Genomic DNA, 5,180 nt, shown 5'->3' on the forward strand with positions numbered 1-5,180 from the left:
CGGCCCGCCCAGACGGCTTGGGCGCCGCGGTCGCGGGCACGGTCCCCGTGCGCGGCGCGCTTCTCGCGGCGGCCGCCGTCACGGGCGCCTCCGCGGGCGCGGGCGCGCTCTTCGGGACGTACGGCATGGGGACGTACGGCGTCGAGACGTACGGCATCGTCCGTGGTGCGGTCGCCGTGCTCGCCGCCTGTGCCGCGTCCGAACTGCTGCTGCGGCACTGCGTCCGCCGGTTCGGCGGTGTCACGGGCGATGTGTTCGGCGGGCTGGCCGAGACGGCGGCGACAACTTCCTTGCTCGTTCTGGCCCTGAACTGAAAGCAGACCGTCTAGCTTGTTCTGTCGACCGGATGACTCTCGACCGGATGACTCGACCGGACAACTGATGCTGATCGGGGGACAGCTGTGCCCAAAATCCGTCGCGCCTTGGCCTGGTTGGTCGACTTCGGGCTGGTGCTCGCGCTCGCGACCGCGCTCGCCGTGTTCACCTTCAACCGGATATCCGCACTCGTGACGGAGGTGCCCGACCTCGCGACGGCGAGCGGCTGGGAGATCCTCACCTCGCGTGGTGATCTCGTCGACGCCTCCGCGGACTTCGGGAACTCGCTCTGGCGGAAGTCCGTGCTGTACGTCGAGCAGGCCTTCGGGCTGCTGGTGCTCGTCACCTTCCTCTACCAGTGGGCGGCGCTCGCCCTCTCCAAACGCACCCTCGGCAAGGCCCTGGTGGGCCTGAAGGTCACCGCGTGCCCGCCGGGCCGGGCCGCCCTGCGCGCGGCCGTGACGACCACGGCCGACGTCGGCCTGTACGCGCTGGCCTGCTGTCTGCTGGTCGAGGGCATGTTCATGCTCTCGTTCGTGTGCTGGACCGTCGCCGTGGCCGTCTTCCTCCTGAACTCGCTGCCCGTCCTCTCCCCGGCCCGCCGTTCCCTCGCGGACCGGGTGGCCGGGACATCGGTCAGCGGCCTGCGGATGGCCCCGCCGCCACCTCCCGCACCCGCGCCCACCTGGTGATCCTCGGGCCGGCTCCAGGCTGGTGACGCCCAGGTGTAGGCGTCGACCTGCGGGATGCCGAAGGTCCTCTCGTACGTCTCCAGAGCGGTCTGCTCGGCCGAACCCGCGCCGAACGGCGCCTCGTTGGGCAGGACGACGCCCTGGTACCTGGCGCGTGGGGCGCCGTCCACGGTGTCGCTCAGGAACGCCTCGTCGATCGTCGGGCGGCCCGAGTCGTCGAGGTCGACCCTGGTGTACGGGATGCCGGTGTTCTTCAGCTGCGCCAGCATGCCCGCGGCCGCCAGAGCGGCGGCCGCGGTGAGCCGACCCCTCACGGCAGACCTAAGAAGTGTGACTCAGGTCACCAGAAGTGACGGTGAGAAGTGGCCACACCGCGAAACTGGGATGAACGGCCGCCTGTCGCGCGGGAACGGTCGCCCGAATGAGCAAAACCCCACACCGCGCGTAGGCTCGTGCACGGCACCCCTCCGGTCCGGTCCGGCCTGTGGATCCGCCGCGTTCCAGGGTCTGCCAACGGGCCCGGCCGACCCACCGTCCTCGGCCGCAGCAGCAACTCAATGAAAGCGAGATTTCACCACCGTGACTGCTCTCACTCTCAGCACCGCCGCAGCGCCCGGCCTGCGGGCCGACGCGATCGTCGTCGGTGTCGCCAAGGCCGCTGCCTCCAAGTCCGGGGACCTGGTTGTCGCGCCGGGCGCCGAGGCCGTGGACAAGGCGTACGACGGCGGGCTCGCCGGCGTTCTGAAGACCCTCGGCGCCTCGGGTGGCGAGGGCGAGGTGACGAAGCTGCCGTCGCCGTCCGGCTTCAAGGCACCGGTCGTGCTGGCGGTCGGTCTCGGTGCGCAGCCCGACAAGGACACCTCCTTCGGCACCGAGACGCTGCGCCGCGCGGCCGGCGTCGCCGCCCGCGCGCTCGCCGGCTCGAAGAAGGCCGCGTTCGCCCTGCCCGTCACGGACGCCCCGGCCGTGGGCGCCATCGGCGAGGGCGCGCTGCTCGGCGCGTACGCCTTCGACGCGTATAAGGAGAACGGCAAGAACGGCAAGAACAGCAAGAACGGCAAGGCCCCGCTCGCCGAGGTCACGCTGCTCGGCGGGAAGCCCCGCGACAAGGCGTACAAGGCGGCGGTCGAGCGTGCCACCGCCGTGTCCGAGGAGCTCAACCGCGCCCGCGACCTCGTCAACACCCCGCCGAACGACCTGAACCCGGAGGCGTTCGCGGCCGTCGCGCAGGCCGCGGCCAAGGAGCACGGCATCAAGATTCAGGTGCTCGACGAGAAGGCGCTGGAGAAGGGCGGGTACGGCGGCATCCTCGGCGTCGGTGCCGGGTCCGCGTCCGCGCCCCGCCTGGTGAAGCTGTCGTACACGTCCTCCAAGGCGAAGAAGCACCTGGCCTTCGTCGGCAAGGGCATCACCTACGACTCGGGCGGCATCTCGCTCAAGCCCGCCGGGCACAACGAGACGATGAAGTGCGACATGAGCGGCGCCGCCGCCGTGTTCGCCGCCGTCGTCGCCGCCGCGCGCCTGGGCCTGGAGGTCAACGTGACCGGCTGGCTGGCACTGGCGGAAAACATGCCCTCCGGCTCCGCCACCCGCCCCGGCGACGTGCTGCGTATGTACAGCGGCAAGACCGTCGAGGTCCTCAACACCGACGCCGAGGGACGTCTGGTCCTCGCCGACGCGCTCGCCAAGGCCTCCGAGGACAAGCCCGACGCGATCGTCGACGTGGCGACCCTGACCGGCGCGATGGTCCTCGCGCTGGGCAACCGCACCTTCGGTGTCATGGCCAACGACGACGCGTTCCGCACCGCGGTCGTCGAGGCCGCCGAGGAGGTCGGCGAGCCGTCCTGGCCGATGCCGCTGCCGGACCACCTGAAGAAGGGCATGGACTCCCCCACCGCGGACATCGCCAACATGGGAGAGCGGATGGGCGGCGGCCTGGTCGCCGGCCTGTTCCTGAAGGAGTTCATCGGCGAGGGCCTCACCTGGGCACACGTCGACATCGCGGGCCCGGCCTTCAACGAGTCCGGCCCCTTCGGCTACACCCCCAAGGGCGGCACGGGCTCCGCGGTCCGCACTCTGGTCCGCCTGGCCGAGCTGACGGCAAAGGGCGACCTGGGCTGAGGCACGCATGGTTGTCTCCCCGCGCCCCTGACGGGGCGCGGGGACGGACAGTGGGACGTCTCACACAGCGGCCCGGCGTCCCAGGTCCCACAGACAAGTGCAAAGATGGGGTCTCGGCAGGACAGGGCCCCCACCACAGGGCCGAAGAAAGAGCGGCCGGACACCAGCCGACCGACCGGACATCCCCGGAATGAGACACAGGGGCCCGGCGTTACGGCGCACATGCATGGAGGACGTGACGTGGCGAACGACGCCAGCACCGTTTTCGACCTAGTGATCCTCGGCGGTGGTAGCGGCGGTTACGCCGCGGCCCTGCGCGGAGCGCAGCTGGGCCTTGACGTCGCCCTGATCGAGAAGAACAAGCTCGGCGGTACCTGCCTGCACAACGGCTGTATCCCTACGAAGGCCCTCCTGCACGCCGGCGAGATCGCCGACCAGGCGCGCGAGGCCGACCAGTTCGGCGTCAAGGCCACCTTCGAGGGCATCGACATCGCGGCCGTCCACAAGTACAAGGACGACGTGATCAGCGGCCTCTACAAGGGTCTGCAGGGCCTGGTCGCCTCCCGCAAGGTGACCTACATCGAGGGTGAGGGCCGACTGTCCTCCCCCACCTCCGTCGACGTGAACGGGCAGCGCGTCCAGGGCCGCCACGTCCTCCTGGCGACCGGCTCCGTGCCGAAGTCGCTGCCGGGTCTGGAGATCGACGGCAACCGCATCATCTCCTCGGACCACGCGCTGACGCTGGACCGCGTCCCGCAGTCCGCGATCATCCTCGGCGGCGGTGTCATCGGCGTCGAGTTCGCCTCCGCCTGGAAGTCCTTCGGTACGGATGTCACGGTCATCGAGGGCCTGAAGCACCTCGTGCCGGTCGAGGACGAGAACAGCTCCAAGCTTCTTGAGCGCGCCTTCCGCAAGCGCGGCATCAAGTTCAACCTCGGCACCTTCTTCGAGAAGGCCGAGTACACGCAGGACGGTATCCGCGTGACCCTCGCCGACGGCAAGACCTTCGAGGCCGAGGTGCTGCTGGTGGCCATCGGCCGCGGCCCGGTCTCCGCCGGCCTCGGCTACGAGGAGCAGGGCGTCGCGACGGACCGCGGCTACGTCCTGGTCGACGAGTACATGCGGACGAACGTGCCGACGATCTCGGCCGTCGGTGACCTGGTCCCGACGCTCCAGCTCGCGCACGTCGGCTTCGCCGAGGGCATCCTGGTGGCGGAGCGTCTCGCCGGTCTGAAGACCGTGCCGATCGACTACGACGGCGTGCCCCGGGTGACGTACTGCCACCCCGAGGTAGCCTCCGTCGGGATCACCGAGGCCAAGGCCAAGGAGATCTACGGCGCGGACAAGGTCGTCGCTCTGAAGTACAACCTCGCGGGCAACGGCAAGAGCAAGATCCTCAAGACCGCGGGCGAGATCAAGCTCGTCCAGGTCAAGGATGGTGCCGTCGTCGGCGTCCACATGGTCGGTGACCGTATGGGCGAGCAGGTCGGCGAGGCCCAGCTGGTCTACAACTGGGAGGCGCTGCCCGCCGAGGTCGCGCAGCTCATCCACGCCCACCCGACCCAGAACGAGGCGCTGGGCGAGGCCCACCTGGCTCTGGCCGGCAAGCCGCTGCACTCGCACGACTGACAGCCCTCGGGCGCGACGACACAGACTTCCGCAATTCCTAAGGAGCAACAGAAACCATGGCGGTTTCCGTAACCCTTCCGGCGCTCGGCGAGAGCGTCACCGAGGGCACTGTCACCCGCTGGCTGAAGGCCGAGGGCGAGCGCGTCGAGGCCGACGAGCCGCTGCTCGAGGTGTCGACCGACAAAGTCGACACCGAGATCCCCTCGCCCGCCGCCGGCGTGCTCGCCTCCATCAAGGTCGCCGAGGACGAGACGGTCGAGGTCGGCGCCGAGCTGGCCCTGATCGACGACGGCTCTGGCGCCCATGCCGCCGCTCCGACTCCGGCCGCCGAGCCCGCTCCCGCGGCCGCTCCGGAGCCTGCCCCGCAGGCCACCCCGTCCACCGAGGCCGCCGCCCCCGCGCCGGCCCCGACCGCCGAGGCCG

5 protein-coding genes and 1 pseudogene are annotated in these 5,180 nt (G+C 70.3%); 5 read left to right on the forward strand and 1 reads right to left on the reverse strand.

Going from position 1 to position 5,180, the window contains the following annotated elements:
* A partial coding sequence (locus FE633_RS46635) for an adenosylcobinamide-GDP ribazoletransferase (protein WP_171060414.1) occupies nucleotides 1-314 on the forward strand: 314 nt, incomplete at its 5' end.
* A 108-nt stretch (nucleotides 315-422) separates the two neighbouring features.
* Nucleotides 423-1,007, forward strand: coding sequence for an RDD family protein (locus tag FE633_RS46640; protein WP_138051222.1), 585 nt, complete (start codon nucleotides 423-425; stop codon nucleotides 1,005-1,007).
* Nucleotides 1,008-1,027: 20 nt separating this feature from the next.
* On the opposite strand, the pseudogene FE633_RS49085 reads toward FE633_RS46640, so the two are convergent.
* Nucleotides 1,028-1,276: pseudogene (locus FE633_RS49085) on the reverse strand (hypothetical protein); the annotation flags it as partial.
* 310 nt (nucleotides 1,277-1,586) lie between these two features.
* On the opposite strand from FE633_RS49085, the gene FE633_RS46650 reads away from it, so the two are divergent.
* From FE633_RS46650 to FE633_RS46660, 3 genes are all read left to right on the forward strand, one after another.
* Complete coding sequence (locus FE633_RS46650; RefSeq protein ID WP_138051223.1) at nucleotides 1,587-3,128, forward strand: leucyl aminopeptidase; 1,542 nt, start codon at nucleotides 1,587-1,589, stop codon at nucleotides 3,126-3,128.
* A gap of 240 nt (nucleotides 3,129-3,368) precedes the next feature.
* Nucleotides 3,369-4,757 carry a dihydrolipoyl dehydrogenase gene (gene lpdA / locus FE633_RS46655; protein ID WP_138051224.1) on the forward strand — a complete coding sequence of 463 codons (1,389 nt, stop codon included), beginning with the start codon at nucleotides 3,369-3,371 and terminating at the stop codon, nucleotides 4,755-4,757.
* Nucleotides 4,758-4,813: 56 nt separating this feature from the next.
* Nucleotides 4,814-5,180, forward strand: a 367-nt coding sequence (locus FE633_RS46660) for a biotin/lipoyl-containing protein (protein WP_342791283.1), incomplete at its 3' end; no start/stop codon positions are given.

The sequence above is a fragment of the Streptomyces montanus genome (assembly GCF_005786655.1).
Lineage (GTDB): Bacteria > Actinomycetota > Actinomycetes > Streptomycetales > Streptomycetaceae > Streptomyces > Streptomyces sporangiiformans.